A 14,165-nucleotide genomic window follows, 5' to 3' on the forward strand; every position below is an offset into this window, starting at 1 on the left:
ATGCTCGGCGAGGTCGCCGGGCACGGTGAGCGCGGCGGCGGCCATCAGGTGGCCGTGCCGCAGGCGGTCGTGCGGCGGCAGGCCGCGCAGGGTGGCGGAGAGATAGCCGGCGGCGAAGGCGTCCCCGGCTCCGACGGCGGCGACGACGTCGACCCGTGGGGCCGGGACGTGCAGGGGCGCGGCGTCCGGCGGGTTCGGCCCGGGCCGTGCGGCCGACGCGTCCCGTACGAAGGCCGTGGCGCCGTCCGCGCCCTGCTTCACCACCAGGGTGGCCGGCTCCGGCAGCGCGGCCCGGATCGCCGCCGGTCCGCCGGTCACGCCCCAGGCCGCGGCGGCCTCGTCCTCTCCCACGAACACCAGGTCGCAGCCCCGGGCGAGTTCGAGCAGCACCCGGGCCTCGTCCGGCGAGGACCACAGCGCGGCGCGGTAGTTGACGTCGAAGGAGGTCAACGGCCGGTCGGGGCGCGGCGCGAGCAGCGTACGGCACAGGGCGAGGCAGTCGGCGGACAACGCCGGGGTGATCCCGGTGAGGTGGAGTATCCGCCCCGCGGCCGTCTGGCTCCGGTCGACCGTGTCGGGGGACATGGCGGAGGCCGCCGAGCCGGCCCGGTAGTAGGCCACCTCGCCGGCCGGCACCTCCGCGGAGCCGTCCGCGGGGGCGTCCGTACGCGGGGTGCCGGTGTCCGTACGGGAGGTGGGGCGCTCGCCGTCGGTGCGGAAGTAGATGCCGGTGGGCCGGCGCGGATCGCGTCGTACGGCGCTGGTGTCCACGCCGGTGGCGGAGATGGCGGACAGCAGGTGGTCGCCGAAGCCGTCCGCCCCGACCCGGCTGATCCAACGCGTGGCGTGTCCGGCACGGGCGAGGGTGCAGGCGACGTTGGACTCCGCGCCGCCGATGGCGCGTTCGAAGGCCGGCACGTCGGCGAGCCGCCCGGGTTGGCAGGGCAGGAACGTGACCATGGACTCGCCGAGACAGACCACGTCGGCAGGGGAGGTGGAGGTGGGGGTCACGTCCGGCTCGCTCCTCGGTCTCGCTGCTGCGGCGTTCTCTCGGTCACTGCGTTCTCTCGGTCAGTGGGGGCGCGGTCACTGCGGATCTCGGTCTCGGTGGCCACGGCCCGATGCCGGCCCAGCACGGCGTCGACCTGGGGCTCGCTCCATTGACCGGGTGTTCGCCGGGATGCTAGACAGCAGCAAGCGTGATACGCAATGGGCGTTGCATTTTATGCAATTCGATCTTACGGAGTCGCCATGCCTCCCACCCCCGACAGGACCACCGACGCGTCCGGCGGCTCGACCCGCTCCGCCACTGACCGGGCGACGGGCATCCGCGTCGACCGGCTCGCGGCGCTGGCCGACGAGATCGTCGACCACCGCTTCCGCGGACTGCCGCCGGACGCCTCCGGCCAGCGGGTCGGGGCACTGGCCAGCGCCGGGCGTGACCTGTACGCCGGCGGCTTCACCACGCCCGTACTCGCGCTCTCCCGGGAGCACCTGGACCACAACCTGCGCCAGCTGGAGAACTTCACCAGCCGGCACGGACTCTCCTTCGCCCCGCACGGCAAGACCTGCATGGCCCCGCAGCTCTTCGCCCGCCAACTGGCGCACGGCGCCTGGGGCATCACGGTCGCGGTGCCCCACCAGGCGCGGGTGTGCCGGGAGTTCGGCGTCCAGCGGATCTTCCTGGCCAACGAACTGGTGGACGCCGCCGCGCTGCGCTGGCTGTCCGGAGAGCTGGACGCCGACCCGGACTTCCAGTTCGTCTGCTACGTCGACTCCCCGGCCGGCGTCACCCTGATGGACCGGGCGCTGCGAGACGCCGGCGGCACCCGCCCGGTGGACGTGGTGGTCGAACTCGCCGCCGGGGACGAGGCCCGTACGGGCGCCCGGGACGAGGCGACCTGCGCGGCGGTCGCGGAGGCGGTGGCCGCGGCCGACACCCTGCGGTTGGTCGGCGTCGCCGGATACGAGGGCGAGGTGCCCCGGGCCGACAGCGAGCGGGTCGCCGCCTGGCTGCGCCGACTCACCGCGCTGGCCACGGACTTCGACGCGGCCGGGCGATTCGGGCCGGACGTCGAGGAGATCGTGCTGAGCGCGGGCGGCAGCGCCTGGTTCGACACCGTCGCGGAGGTCTTCGAGCAGCTGCCGGAGCTGTCCCGGCCGGTACGCAAGCTGCTGCGCTCCGGGGCGTACGTCTCGCACGACGAGGGCCACTACGAGGAGCTGACCCCGTTCAACCGGGTGCCCGAGGAGGGCGAGCTGCGCTCCGCCTGCACCCTCTGGGCCCAGGTTGTCTCCCGGCCGACACCCCGCCAGGCGTTCCTGAACGCCGGCAAGCGGGACGCCGCGCACGACCTGCACCTGCCCCGGGCCCGTACGGTACGCCCGGCCGACGGTGGCGCCGAGCGGCCCGCCGAGGGCATCACGGTCACCAAGCTGTCCGACCAACACGCCTGGCTGGAGACGACCGAGGACGCCGAGCTGGCAGTGGGTGACTGGGTGGGGCTCGGTATGTCACACCCGTGCACGATCTTCGACAAGTGGCAGCTGATCCCGCTGGTGGAGCCGGACGGCACGGTCAGCGACCTGATCCGCACCTTCTTCTGACACCCGCGCCGCCGACACCCCGCGCGCCGCCCGTACTTACGCCCGCGCCCGTACGTACGCCGCACGCCCCCGTACGCCCGGCGCCCGCATCCCGAGAGGACCCGGACATGGACACCGTCATCCGCGACGCGCAGCTCGTCGACGGCTCCGGCGCCCCCGCCCGCCGCGCCGACGTCGGTCTGCGCGAGGGCCGTATCGCCGAGATCCACCACGCGGACGCCGGCGGCCCGCGCCCCTCCGGCCCACACGTCATCGAGGCCGAGGGGCTGACCCTCGCCCCGGGCTTCATCGACATGCACGCGCACAGCGACCTGGCGCTGCTGCGCGACCCGGACCACTCGGCGAAGGCCGCCCAGGGCGTCACCCTGGAGGTCATCGGCCAGGACGGACTGTCCTACGCGCCGGTCGACGAGCGGACGTTGAGCGACGTACGCAGCGCCATCACCGGCTGGAACGGCGACGGTTCCGACATCGACTTCGACTGGCGCACCGTCGGCGGCTACCTCGACCGACTCGACCGACAGGGCATCGCCGTCAACGCGGCCTACCTCGTCCCGCAGGGCACCGTGCGGATGCTGGCCGTCGGCTGGGACGACCGGCCGGCGAGCGAGGACGAGCTGACGCGGATGCGGCAACTCGTCGCCGAGGGCCTGGAACAGGGCGCGGTCGGCCTGTCCTCCGGACTGACCTACACCCCGGGGATGTACGCCCCGACCAGCGAGCTCGCCGAGCTGTGCCGGGTGGTGGCCCGGTACGCCGGCTACTACTGCCCGCACCACCGCTCGTACGGCGCGGGCGCGCTCGAGGCCTACGCCGAGATGGTCGGCCTCTGCCAGGACGCCGGCTGCGCGCTGCACCTGGCGCACGCCACCATGAACTTCGGCGTGAACGAGGGCCGCGCCGGGGAACTCCTCGCCCTGCTCGACGAGGCGATCGCCGGCGGCGCGGACATCTCGCTGGACACCTATCCGTACACCCCGGGCTGCACCACCCTGGTCGCGATGCTGCCGAGTTGGGCCAGCGAGGGCGGCCCGGAGGCGATACTCGCCCGGCTCGCCGAACCGGAAACCCGCGCCCGTATCCGGCACAGCATGGAGGTGGAGGGCTCGGACGGCTGCCACGGGGTGCCGATGGAGTGGGACACCATCGAGATCTCCGGGGTGTCCACGCCGGGGCTGCGCGACTTCGTCGGCAAGACCGTCGCGGCGGCGGCCCGGGAGCGCGGCGAGGAGGCGTTCGACACCGCCTGCCGACTGCTGGTCGAGGACCGGTTGGGCACGACGATCCTGCAACACGTCGGGCACGAGGCGAACGTCCAGGCGATCATGCGGCACTCCGTGCACACCGGCGGCAGCGACGGCATCCTGCAGGGCGACAAGCCGCACCCGCGCGCGTACGGCACCTTCCCGCAGTACCTGGGGCGGTACGTACGCGAGCTGGGCGTGCTGTCGCTCGAGGAGTGCGTGGCGCACCTGACCTCGCGGGCCGCCGCCCGGCTGCGGCTGCCGGACCGGGGCCTCGTACGCGAGGGGTACCGCGCCGACCTGGTGCTGTTCGATCCGGACACGGTGGCGGCCGGGTCGACCTTCGAGGCGCCCCGTACGGCGCCGGTGGGCGTGCCGCACGTGCTGGTCGACGGGCGGCCGGTCATCCGCGACGGCCGGCGTACGGACGTCCTCGCCGGCCGCTCCGTACGCCGCACGCCGGTGGGGTGAGGGGCGGGCGCCGGCACCCGCATTGTTCTTCGGTGAACGCCAGGATCCTTCCCGCTTTCGCATGCGTACGGAAATGGATACTTCCGCGTCCATGTCGGCATCCACCGGGTGGTGTACCAAGTACGGACGGTTGGGCACGTCCCGAGCGGGGATAGCGTCCCGGCCTCGACGAACGCACGAGAACCAGGCAGCGAACGCCCGGGCCGTCAGAGTGCGAGCACTCGGCGCAGCCCCCGGTCAACGTCGTGCATGAGGCTCGGTGGTACTTGACCAGCTTGTTCGGCGAGGTCGGTCTTGTTCAGCGTAACCAGTGCGGTGACGTTGAGGACCGAGTCACGCGGCAACCCGGTCACCGCCGCTGACAGGAACACATTGCCAGGCATCGTGGCGAGTGCCGTGTTGGAGGTCAGCACGGCCACCAGCACGGTGGCCAACCGGCTGTCGTTGTAGGGATCGGACTGGACCACCAGGACGGGGCGGCGTTTCGCGGGCCGGCTGCCCGAGGCGGGCCCAAGATCGGCCCAGTAGATGTCTGACCGACGCATCACCACTCATCGCCCGTGTCCGCCAACAAGCGACGTCCGGCCTCAATCGCGTCGGAGGTCGCCTCGTCCAGTGTGCCGACATACTCGAGGGCATCGTCGATCTGGCCAGTCAACGACTGGGCATCAAGCTCGTCGAGGTAGCGCTGGGCAGCCCGCGCGAAAAACTCCGACCGACTCACGCCGAGGTCACTGGCCCGTCGCGAAGCGCGTTCGTACGTCTCATCCGGCAGCGAGATCGCTGTTTTCATGGGTTTAGTATAACTCGGTATGACCACGCTTGCTACCGGACGATCGATGGTCGCGGATACCGTCCTCCAGCCGGAGACGGATAGCGTCTGATACGACCAGTCGACCGGAACCAGACAGGAGGTCACCCGTGCGTGCCCGCTCGTCCGCCGCCCCGGTAGCGGGCACGATCGCCCGGCAGCCCTCCCCGACCGGCCGGCGCTGGCTGCTCACCAGCGCCATGAGCCTCTGCGTGACACTGGTCGTCGGCACGGTCTCCGCGGTCAACCTCGCCATCCCGCACCTGTCCGGCAGCGCGCTGCGCGCCGCTGCTGCACCGCGTGTTGAGCGCGCGGTGGGTCGTATGCCTGGGGCTGCTGGTGATGGCCGGTGGGCTGGCCGTCCTCGGAACCATCACGGTGGACGGTGCGTACGCCCACTACGCCCTCGGCATCGTCCTGACCGCGCTGGGCTGCGGGATCGCCACACCGCTGCTCTCCGAGGCGATCATGAACGCGCTGCCGCCCGAGCGAGCCGGTGTGGGCTCGGGACTGCAGAGCCTCGCGCGGGAGTTCGGGAGCGCGCTCGGCATCGCCGTCGCCGGCAGCCTCATCACCGCGACCTTCACCGCTCGGCTGCCCGCGAGTCTCGGCGGGGGTGGTGACCCGCCCAGCACGCCGGCGGCGGCCCTGGCCGCTCCGGGTGGCGAGGGTGCCGAGCCGGCCATCGTCCAGGCGTTCACGGACGCCATCGGGCACACCATGCCGGTGCTGGCCGGCCTGGTCACGGCCGCCGCCGTGACCCTGGTGCGGTGGTTTCCCCGGGAGTCGTAGGCCCGTTGGGCGGTCGTACGGGCACCCGGTGCCTCCGCCGGCGCTCGCACGCGAAGCGGATCGCCACCCGGTGGATCAGCCGGTCCTGGTGCCGGTGACCACCGCGAGGTCGCGGTGCCGCCAGGCGATCTCGGTGCGAAGGCCGGCGGCGGTCAGCCAGCTCAGCTGGTCCGTCAGCGGACTCGGCACGTCCTCCACGCCGTCGACGGGCGTCACCACGTCGGCGGGGTCCTCCGGCACGACCAGGTCGGCCAGCACGAAGCGTCCGCCCACGGTCAGCACCCCGGCCACCCGGCGGAACAGGTCGGCCTTGCCCGCCGTGTCCAGGTGGTGGACCGCCAGCATGGACAGCACCAGGTCGAACGGGCCGTCGGGCAACGCGTCCCGCAGATCGGCCTGGTGCAGCGTAGTGCGCTCGGCGTCCAGGGTCCGCCGCGCCGCGGCCAGCATGTCGACGTTCGCGTCCACCCCGACCAGCGTCGCCTCCGGGTGCGCCGCCAGCACGCGCGCGGCGGTGAGTCCGCTGCCGATCCCGAGGTCCAGCGCCGTACGCGCCGGGGCGCGCAGCGTCGCGGCCAGCAACTCCTCCTGGAGGACCGGGTAGTCGGGCACCTCCTCGGCCATCAGTCGCTCGTACGTCTCCGGGTCCCAGGCGAAGTCGGTCATGTCCGCCATTGTGCGGGCGACATCCCGGCCCCACCAGGGAGCGAACGCCCGAGGCCGGGCCGCCCGCCGGTGGCTACGGGACGGCGCTCAGCGGTACGGGTGCCAGCCGGTCGTCCGTACGGTGAAACCCAGCGGCTCGGGCAGCGCGATGTCCTGACCGAACACGCCCTTGTCGGTCTGCACGTACTGACTGCCGTCCAGTTCGAGCACGTGCCAACTGGCGTCGTTGGGGTCGATGATCAGGTAGATGGGGATGCCGGCGGCGGCGTACCGCAGCCGCTTGTCCTCCCAGTCCCGTTTGATCGCGGTGGGTGTGGTGGACACCGTCTCCACCACGGCACGCACGATCTGTGCCGGCCAGTCCGGGTCGGCACCGTCGGCCGGGATGTCCTCGGAGCGGATGATCACCGCGTCGGCACGGGGCCGGTAGTCCTCGGCGAGCCGGAGGCCACGCTCGTTCCAGGCTTCGTACGGCGCGGGAGTATGGCGAACGAGGCTGCGTGCGGGAAGGTCGTGCAGATGCCCGGGGTTTGCCTGCATGACGACTTCGCCGTCAAGTAGCTCCACGCGGAGACCATCCGGGACATCCATCTCGTGCCAGGCCCGGGCCAGCGCGTTCATCTCGTTCATGACCGTCTCCCGCCGACGCCGCAACGTTGCCAGGGTAACGGACCGGGGCCTCAACCGTTGCCGAGTACGCCCAGCTCGGTCATCATCCCGAGGGCGTCCGAGACCACCCAGTACTCGGTGAACATGCCGTCCACGGCACGGAAGATGTCCTGCCCGGCGAAGGAGATCCGGCTGCCGGTCGGGACGGTCGCGCCGGGCACACCCCCCTGGTAGCTGCCGTGGAAGGTCCAGTGCGCCGCCACCATCCCGCCGTCGACGATCGGGCCGACGTCCAGCGTGGTGTCGATGTCGGAGAAGTACGCGTGTGACTGGCGGATCTGCTCGGCCGCGGCCTGCGGCCCGACCACGTCGAACTGCGGCCAGTGGCCCAGGAACTCGGGTGCCAGGATCTCCTCGGCCACCGAGAAGTCGCCGCGCCACAGTTCGAGGAGCCAGCGCCGGTACAGGGTCCGCACGGTCTCCGGGTCATCCATGGTGGTGGCCACCCCTCGTACGTCCGCACGGTGTGCCGGGGACACTCGACCGACCGTGTCCCACGCGAGCCTGAGCGTAAACGTACGGGACACCCGCTCGGCTTCAGGTGTGCTGGGAGACGACCAGGGCGATGCCGACGTAGTGCGCGACGAAGCCGGCGAGGGTCAGGGAGTGGAAGACCTCGTGGAAGCCGAACCAGCGCGGTGAGGGATTCGGTCGCTTGATGCCGTAGACGAGGCCGCCGAGGCTGTACAGCAGCCCGCCGACGATCACGCAGACGAGCACGGCGACGCCACCGGCGTGCAGGAACTCCGGCAGGTAGAAGACGGCGGCCCAGCCCATGCCGACGTAGCAGGGGGTGTAGAGCCAGCGGGGCGCGCCGACCCAGAGGGTTCGGAAGGCGATACCGACGAGGGCCGCGAGCCAGATGCCCCAGAGCAGCAACTCCCGGCTGCCGTCCGGGAGGAGGAGTATGGTCAGCGGGGTGTAGGTGCCCGCGATGATCAGGAAGATGTTCGCGTGGTCCAGCCGCCGCAGTATGGCTCGTACCGGCGGGCTCCAGTCGCCCCGGTGGTAGAGCGCGCTGATTCCGAACAGCAGACAGGCGCTGAGGGTGTAGACCGCGCAGGCGAGCCGGCTGGCCAGGGTGCCGGCCAGGGCGGTGAGCAGCACTCCGGAGACCAGCGCGGCCGGGAACATGCCGGCGTGCAGCCAGCCACGCAGCCTCGGCTTGATCGCCGCGCCGGTGAGTCCGCCGGGCAGGCCGGACTGGCCGGACTGGCCGGACTGGCCGGACTCCTGCGTGGCGGGTTCTGGCGGGACTTCCCGGTCAAGCTGGTCGAGCGAGCCGAGCTGACTGGGCTGTCGACCGATGGCGGTCGCCGAGTTGTCGGGCCCTCCCTCGGAGCCGGCGCCTGATTCGGGGTTCACGGCAGTCATACACGCAGATTACCCACCGCCATGTGCGGTGATTTGGCAGCTTGCGCCCGTTATAGACCAGTTGAGTACGCACGACGCGCTGATGATCCGTAACGTGTCCCTGCTCACGCCGCTCACCTGAGCTGCCCCCTGGACAGATGCGAAGCGGCACGTCAACATCAGATGAGCGAGAACGGCACCGGATGAGCGTAGCCACGACTGCGTCCGGGCCGTGGCCCCCAAGGGGCGAGTTGAGCAGACCGGCACCACACGGATGCGTGTGCAGGCATCCGTACAAAACCCTCAAACTGTCTGGAGCGATCGTGGCGCGCAGCAATCCGGCTCCCACCACCACCCCGACCACACACCAGGAGCTGGTCTCCTGGGTCAGCGAGATCGCCGAACTCACCGAGCCAGCCGAGATCGTCTGGTGTGACGGCTCCGAGGCGGAGTACGAACGCCTGGCCGAGCAGCTGGTCGAGAAGGGCACCTTCCGGAAGCTCGACCCGATCAAGCGCCCGAACTCGTACTACGCCACCTCCGACCCCAAGGACGTGGCCCGGGTCGAGGACCGTACGTACATCTGCTCCGCTAAGGAGGAGGACGCCGGCCCGACCAACAACTGGATGGACCCCGCCGAGATGCGCGCGGTCTTCCAGGGCGGTGACGGCCAGCCGGGGCTCTTCCGCGGGGCGATGCGCGGCCGGACGATGTACGTGGTGCCGTTCTGCATGGGACCGCTCGGTTCCCCGCTGTCCGCGATCGGGGTGGAGATCACCGACTCCGCGTACGTCGCCGTCTCCATGCGGACGATGACCCGGATGGGACAGCCGGTGCTGGACGAGTTGGGCGAGGACGGCTTCTTCGTCAAGGCGGTGCACAGCGTCGGCGCCCCGCTGGGCCCCGGCGAGCGGGACGTGCCGTGGCCGTGCAGCGACACCAAGTACATCTCGCACTTCCCGGAGGACCGGGAGATCTGGTCGTACGGCTCGGGCTACGGCGGGAACGCGCTGCTCGGCAAGAAGTGCTACGCCCTGCGCATCGCCTCCGTGATGGCGCGGGACGAGGGCTGGCTGGCCGAGCACATGCTGGTGCTGAAGCTGACGCCGCCGCGCGGCGAGGCCAAGTACGTCGCCGCCGCCTTCCCCAGTGCCTGCGGCAAGACCAACCTGGCGATGCTGGAGCCCACCACTCCGGGGTGGACGGTGGAGACGATCGGCGACGACATCGCGTGGATGCGGTTCGGCGAGGACGGCCGGCTGTACGCGATCAACCCGGAGGCCGGCTTCTTCGGCGTCGCCCCCGGCACCGGCGAGCACACCAACGGCAACGCCATGAAGACGCTGTGGGGCAACTCGGTCTTCACGAACGTCGCGCTCACCGAGGACGACGACGTGTGGTGGGAGGGCATGACCGAGGAGACGCCCGCGCGCCTCACCGACTGGAAGGGCAACGCCTGGACGCCGGAGTCCGGCACGCCGGCCGCGCACCCGAACGCCCGGTTCACCACGCCGGCCGGCCAGTGCCCGAGCATCGCCCCGGAGTGGGAGGACCCCAGGGGCGTGCCGATCTCCGCGATCCTCTTCGGCGGACGGCGGGCCACGGCCGTACCGCTGGTGACGGAGTCGTTCAACTGGCAGCACGGGGTGTTCCTGGGCGCGAACGTCGCCAGCGAGAAGACCGCCGCCGCCGAGGGCACGGTCGGCGAGCTGCGCCGCGACCCGTTCGCGATGCTGCCCTTCTGCGGCTACAACATGGGTGACTACTTCGCGCACTGGGTGAATGTCGGAGCGGGCGCCGACCAGGAGAAGCTGCCGAGGATCTACTACGTCAACTGGTTCAAGAAGAACGCCGAGGGCAAGATCGTCTGGCCCGGCTTCGGCGAGAACAGCCGGGTGCTGAAGTGGATCGTGGGCCGGCTGAACGGCGAGGCGGACGGCGTCCCGACCCCGATCGGCGTGCTGCCGACGAAGGAGTCCCTGGACACCTCGGGCCTGGGACTGACCGACGACGACCTGGACTTCCTGCTGGCCGTCGACAAGGACGTGTGGCGGGACGAGGCCGCGCTGGTGCCGGAGCACTTCAACACCTTCGGCGACCACACCCCGACCGCTCTGTGGGACGAGTACCGCGCGCTGGTGCGGCGCCTGGGCTGACCCGATCCTTCCCGGGCCGCGCCGCGCACACGAGCGTCGTACGCGCTACGCGGCCCGGGAGGCGCGGTGGTCCACGACCAGCTTCCATGTAGCACCGTGTACTACATGGAAGCCACCGCTCGCGGGTTCAACCAGAACTCCTCACGCATTCTGGCCGCCGCCGAAGCGGGCCAGGTGCGGCCACCAACCGGTTCGAGATTCCGGATCTCGCACCGCACATGGGCACGGCCGTCGCCATCATGGAGGGATACCGGGACGCCGACCGGAGCAGGGGCGTCGGACTCGCCGACGCCATGAACGTGGCGCTTGCCGCCACCTACCGGACCAACCGGGTTCTCAGCAGCGACGGCCACTTTCGCATAATGCGGCCACTCACGGGACACGCCACGTTCGAGCTGCTCCCGGAAGACCTCTGACCGGAGACCCCTGCCTCCCGGTCACATCCCGAACTCTCCCGCGTACCGGCCTGACCGCTGTGACCCGCGAACGGCCGACCGTGCGAAGCCCGCCCGGATCAGGCGGGTCAGGCGGCCTCGGCCAGGTCCAGGGCCGCTTCGTGCACGTAGCGCCGCTCCATCGCGAGCGTGCTCGCGGCCTCGTCCTCCCGGGCGTCCGCGATGACCAGGGCCATGCCGGCGAGCGTGTGCGCCCGCTGGTGCAGCGCCGTGATGTGGTCGCCGGTACGGCTGCCCGTGGTGGGCTCGGCACGCAGCGGCGTACGGCCGCCGCTCAGGCGGGTGGACTCGGCGGCCAGTCGCTGGGCGGCCGCGTCCAGGCCAGGGCCCGGGGTCAGCGCCCGCAGCTCGTCGGTGACGGTCAACAGCGCGGTGAGGTGTCCGGCGAGCCGGATGTCGAGTTCGTCCTCGCGGGAGCGGTACGCCACATCCGGCGTGGCCGTGGTGTGCACCGACTGGCCGCGGATCGGTTCGTACATGGATGGCCTCCTGAGAATGCTGGACAGCCATCCTACCTTAGACTTTGTCTAAAGTTAGCTCGGTTCGGCGGAAGCTGTCGCGCACCGGCGCCGGCACGCTCTCGCACAACGAGTGGGGCAGCGCGACGGTTGCGTCGCACTGCCCCACTCGTGTCACGAAGGGTTTCCACCGGAGAGCCCGGACCCGCGGAGCACGCGGCTCAGGGTTGGCTGTAGCCCTCCAGGAAGTTGCCGATCCGGGTGATCGCGTCGGCCAACTCCTGCGCGGGCGGCAGCGTCACGATCCGGAAGTGGTCCGGCTCCGGCCAGTTGAACCCGGTGCCGTGCACCACCATGATCTGCTCGGCCCGCAGCAGGTCGAGCACCAGCTGCCGGTCGTCCTTGACCTTGAAGACCTTCGGGTCGAGCTTCGGGAAGAGGTACAGCGCCCCCTTCGGCTTCACGCAGCTCACGCCGGGGATCTGGGTCAGCAGGTCGTACGCGGTGTCCCGCTGCTCCAGGATGCGCCCGCCGGGCAGCACCAGCTCCTCGATGGACTGACGGCCGCCCAGGGCGCTGGCAACGGCGTGCTGGGCGGGCATGTTGGCGCACAGCCGCATGTTGGCCAGGATGCTCAGGCCCTCGATGTAACTCTGCGCGTGCTCCTTCGGGCCGCAGACGGCGAGCCAGCCGCTGCGGTAGCCGGCCACCCGGTAGTTCTTCGAGAGGCCGTTGAAGGTGAGGGTGAGCAGATCGGGGGCGATGACAGCGGTGGAGGTGTGGGTGGCGCCGTCGTAGAGGATGCGGTCGTAGATCTCGTCGGAACAGACGATCAGGCCGTGCCGGCGGGCGATGTCCGTGAGGCCGCGCAGCATCTCGTCGTCGTACACCGCGCCCGTCGGGTTGTTCGGGTTGATGACGACCAGGGCCTTGGTGCGGTCCGTGATCCTGCGCTCGAGGTCCACGAGGTCCGGCATCCAGTCGGACTGCTCGTCGCAGCGGTAGTGCACGGCCGTACCACCCGCGAGGGAGACCGAGGCGGTCCACAGCGGGTAGTCGGGGGCCGGAACCAGCACCTCGTCGCCGTCGTCGAGCAGGGCCTGCATGGACATCTGGATCAGCTCGGAGACGCCGTTGCCCAAGTAGACGTCGTCGACGGAGACTTCGACGCCCTTGGTCTGGTAGTGCTGCATCACCGCGCGGCGCGCGGACAGCAAGCCCTTCGCGTCGCCGTACCCGTGCGCGTCCCCTACGTTGCGGAGGACGTCCTCCAGGATCTCCGGCGGGCACTCGAAGCCGAACGCCGCGGGGTTTCCGGTGTTGAGCTTGAGGATGCGGTGACCCGCCGCCTCGAGCCGGGTAGCCTCCTCGAGCACCGGGCCACGGATCTCGTAGCAGACATTGGCGAGCTTCGTCGACTGGATCACCTGCATATCGCAACTGTACGGGCGGCTCCGACGGGGCGCCCGGTGTTTTACGTCACCTGGGGGGCGCCCTGGCCAGCACCCGGGCGGCTCCGACGGGACGCCGGCGGCGCGCCCCGGAGACGCCGGAGCCCACACAGCCGCCCTCGCCGGCCGGAGGCCCTGACCGCCTTCGCCACGAGAACCGGCCGCGTCGTCCGTACCGTCGCCCGTACCGCCCGGGATGGCAGACAATCGACGGCATGACCTCCATGACCTCCGGCGCCTCCGCCTGCTCGTCCAAACTCGGGCTGCGGGAACGGAAGAAGATCCAGACCCGGCAGTCCATCCGCCGGGCCGCGTACCAACTCTTCGCCGAGCAGGGCTACGACGCCACCCCGGTGGACCAGATCGCCGAGGTCGCGGAGGTCTCCCCCAGCACCGTCTTCCGGTACTTCCCCACCAAGGAGGACATCGTGCTGACCGACGAGCACGATCCGGTCATCGCGGAGGAGTTGCGCCGGCGTCCCCCCGAGGAACCGCCCGTGACCGCGCTGCGGGAGGCGCTGAGCGCGGTCCTGACCCGGATGTACGAGGAGGACGCCGCGGAGACCCGGCAGCGGATGAACCTGATGTACGACGTGCCGGCGATCCGGGCCCGGATGACCGAGCACACCTCGATGACCGTACGCCTGCTCAGCGAGGTGTTGGTGGACCGCACCGGGCGGCCGGCCGACGACCTGGAGCTGCGGGTCGTCACCGGCGCGGCGATGGGCGCGCTGGCCGAGGCGTTCAACCACTGGGTGGAGAACGGCAAGCGGCACGGCATGCGGGAGGTCGTCGACAACGCGCTGCGGGTGCTGGAGCGCGGCCTGACGCTCTGACGTGCCCGTCCCCGGACGGCCCCAGGGCGCGCGGTCAGCCGGTCGGGCCGGTCAACGCCCGGCGCAGCAGCTCCGGATCGGCCGTCGGCGCGTCACAGGTGAAGCCACGGCAGACGTACGCCGCCGCGCGTCCGCTGAGCAGCGGTCGACCGCGCAGCAGCGGCACGGACGCGCCTTCGCCCGCCGTCAGCCCGGT

Annotated in this window: 15 protein-coding genes; 6 read left to right on the forward strand and 9 right to left on the reverse strand. The window is 71.1% G+C overall.

Annotated features, from left to right (window positions below):
• On the reverse strand, positions 1-1,011 hold a 1,011-nt coding region (locus AN216_RS05275), incomplete at its 3' end, for a sugar kinase (RefSeq protein ID WP_070195419.1).
• Positions 1,012-1,251: 240 nt separating this feature from the next.
• Here AN216_RS05275 and AN216_RS05280 point away from each other — a divergent pair.
• Positions 1,252-2,607, forward strand: coding sequence for an alanine racemase (locus AN216_RS05280; protein WP_107401902.1), 1,356 nt, complete (start codon positions 1,252-1,254; stop codon positions 2,605-2,607).
• A 107-nt stretch (positions 2,608-2,714) separates the two neighbouring features.
• Positions 2,715-4,322, forward strand: coding sequence for an N-acyl-D-amino-acid deacylase family protein (locus tag AN216_RS05285; RefSeq protein WP_070195420.1), 1,608 nt, complete (start codon positions 2,715-2,717; stop codon positions 4,320-4,322).
• A gap of 206 nt (positions 4,323-4,528) precedes the next feature.
• On the opposite strand, the gene AN216_RS05290 is transcribed toward AN216_RS05285, so the two are convergent.
• Together AN216_RS05290 and AN216_RS05295 are read right to left on the reverse strand one after the other, a co-directional pair.
• On the reverse strand, positions 4,529-4,867 hold the full coding sequence (locus tag AN216_RS05290) for a type II toxin-antitoxin system PemK/MazF family toxin (RefSeq protein WP_275522148.1): 339 nt from the start codon (positions 4,865-4,867) through the stop codon (positions 4,529-4,531).
• Positions 4,867-5,115 (reverse strand): ribbon-helix-helix protein, CopG family, encoded by a 249-nt coding sequence (locus tag AN216_RS05295; protein ID WP_070195422.1) that lies wholly within the window; start codon positions 5,113-5,115, stop codon positions 4,867-4,869. The genes AN216_RS05290 and AN216_RS05295 overlap by 1 nt, the downstream gene beginning before the upstream one ends.
• 318 nt (positions 5,116-5,433) lie before the next feature.
• Here AN216_RS05295 and AN216_RS05305 point away from each other — a divergent pair, with 318 nt between their 5' ends.
• Positions 5,434-5,925 (forward strand): MFS transporter, encoded by a 492-nt coding sequence (locus tag AN216_RS05305; RefSeq protein WP_139140861.1) that lies wholly within the window; start codon positions 5,434-5,436, stop codon positions 5,923-5,925.
• Between the two features lie 75 nt (positions 5,926-6,000).
• On the opposite strand, the gene AN216_RS05310 is transcribed toward AN216_RS05305, so the two are convergent.
• From AN216_RS05310 to trhA, 4 genes are all read right to left on the reverse strand, one after another.
• Positions 6,001-6,591, reverse strand: a complete 591-nt coding sequence (locus AN216_RS05310) for a class I SAM-dependent methyltransferase (protein ID WP_070195446.1) — start codon at positions 6,589-6,591, stop codon at positions 6,001-6,003.
• A gap of 87 nt (positions 6,592-6,678) precedes the next feature.
• Positions 6,679-7,221: a Uma2 family endonuclease gene (locus AN216_RS05315; protein ID WP_079166287.1), complete on the reverse strand. Its 543-nt coding sequence runs from the start codon at positions 7,219-7,221 to the stop codon at positions 6,679-6,681.
• Between the two features lie 50 nt (positions 7,222-7,271).
• The gene (locus AN216_RS05320) at positions 7,272-7,739 is read right to left on the reverse strand and encodes an ester cyclase (RefSeq protein ID WP_244502328.1); all 468 of its coding nucleotides are present in this window, start codon (positions 7,737-7,739) and stop codon (positions 7,272-7,274) included.
• 58 nt (positions 7,740-7,797) lie between these two features.
• Positions 7,798-8,634, reverse strand: coding sequence for a PAQR family membrane homeostasis protein TrhA (gene trhA / locus AN216_RS05325; protein WP_244502329.1), 837 nt, complete (start codon positions 8,632-8,634; stop codon positions 7,798-7,800).
• 302 nt (positions 8,635-8,936) lie between these two features.
• Here trhA and AN216_RS05330 point away from each other — a divergent pair, with 302 nt between their 5' ends.
• Both AN216_RS05330 and AN216_RS05335 read left to right on the forward strand, forming a co-directional pair.
• Positions 8,937-10,769 (forward strand): phosphoenolpyruvate carboxykinase (GTP), encoded by a 1,833-nt coding sequence (locus AN216_RS05330; protein ID WP_070195425.1) that lies wholly within the window; start codon positions 8,937-8,939, stop codon positions 10,767-10,769.
• Positions 10,770-10,987: 218 nt separating this feature from the next.
• Entirely contained in the window at positions 10,988-11,185 is a 198-nt protein-coding gene (locus AN216_RS05335; RefSeq protein ID WP_070195426.1) for a PIN domain-containing protein, read from the forward strand.
• Between the two features lie 107 nt (positions 11,186-11,292).
• On the opposite strand, the gene AN216_RS05340 is transcribed toward AN216_RS05335, so the two are convergent.
• Both AN216_RS05340 and AN216_RS05345 read right to left on the reverse strand, forming a co-directional pair.
• A complete protein-coding gene (locus AN216_RS05340) occupies positions 11,293-11,703 on the reverse strand; it encodes an SCO4983 family protein (RefSeq protein WP_070195427.1) in 411 nt (136 codons plus the stop codon).
• A gap of 200 nt (positions 11,704-11,903) precedes the next feature.
• Positions 11,904-13,115 carry a pyridoxal phosphate-dependent aminotransferase gene (locus AN216_RS05345; RefSeq protein WP_070195428.1) on the reverse strand — a complete coding sequence of 404 codons (1,212 nt, stop codon included), beginning with the start codon at positions 13,113-13,115 and terminating at the stop codon, positions 11,904-11,906.
• A gap of 233 nt (positions 13,116-13,348) precedes the next feature.
• Here AN216_RS05345 and AN216_RS05350 point away from each other — a divergent pair, with 233 nt between their 5' ends.
• Complete coding sequence (locus AN216_RS05350; RefSeq protein WP_070195429.1) at positions 13,349-13,969, forward strand: TetR/AcrR family transcriptional regulator; 621 nt, start codon at positions 13,349-13,351, stop codon at positions 13,967-13,969.
• The last annotated feature ends 196 nt before the right edge of the window (positions 13,970-14,165 follow it).

It is taken from the genome of Streptomyces oceani, from assembly GCF_001751245.1.
Taxonomy (GTDB): Bacteria; Actinomycetota; Actinomycetes; order Streptomycetales; family Streptomycetaceae; genus Streptomyces; species Streptomyces oceani.